Source organism: Gilliamella sp. wkB72, assembly GCF_001693745.1.
In the GTDB taxonomy this organism is placed as follows: domain Bacteria; phylum Pseudomonadota; class Gammaproteobacteria; order Enterobacterales; family Orbaceae; genus Gilliamella; species Gilliamella apicola_E.
Window position 1 is genome coordinate 1 of record NZ_LZEI01000026.1, and the last position, 884, is coordinate 884.

1 protein-coding gene is annotated in these 884 nt (G+C 39.5%); it reads right to left on the bottom strand.

Annotated features, from left to right (window positions below; translation table 11 throughout):
• A partial coding sequence (locus A9G07_RS11140) for a baseplate J/gp47 family protein (RefSeq protein WP_176713978.1) occupies positions 1-884 on the bottom strand: 884 nt, incomplete at both ends.

Consider the following 884-nt stretch of genomic DNA (forward strand, 5'->3'; position numbering starts at 1 on the left):
AACGAACAGACCTCATTATTAGCTAATACGCGATAACTCATTCCAGTTATTTCAATGCGTTTGGCGCCAGCTGATTTGCATCGATGAATCAATTCATCAGGGTTTATATCTCGACCCATTTTTGTTGACTGCCAAAACTCATATTCTGCAACGGCTCGTTCAATATTTTTAGCAATGATTGATTGTTGTGATAAATTTGTGTCTGATAAATACCAGGTAATAGAGTAATTTTGATTTACAGCAACGGCCGGTTCGACGTCAACAGTATCGGTTAACGGTCGGATCTCGTCGTCATTCAATGTTTTTTTTACTAATGCTATTTCAGTCGAATCAACAGCAGGGATTTTTCCATCCGTTAATAAAACACTCACTCGAACAATACCCGGTTTTGGACGCTCTACAGCAACATCGATAATATTTTGATGAGCTGATAGCGCATGATATCGATACGCGAGTTTTGGACCAGCAACTGAGAATTTTTCTGGTGCTAACGAGATTCGTTCTCGATATGCGTCATCACGTTCGACATCTGCACCACCCGCAGTTTTTGTTATATTTTTAATACTGGTTATATATGCTATCGGGTCGATAAATTTATCAATTTGACCGATTTCAATATTGTTAAACAGTTTTCCTGCTAACAGACATTGAACATTAACTGACGCAGATAATTCACCTGCTAGTATTTTAATCTCTGCGAGGGTCTCAAATACCGCGGTTCCGTCACTAGTAACACGTGTTCCAGCAGGAACGACGACATCAAATCCTAATGGTTGGTTTATTGAAAACTCAACAATACAACCAGGAAACGATTCCGGACGTCGATATGTTGCTAGCATCGCACCGATGTGATCTAAATGTAGATCGTTAGCATATCGTAACAA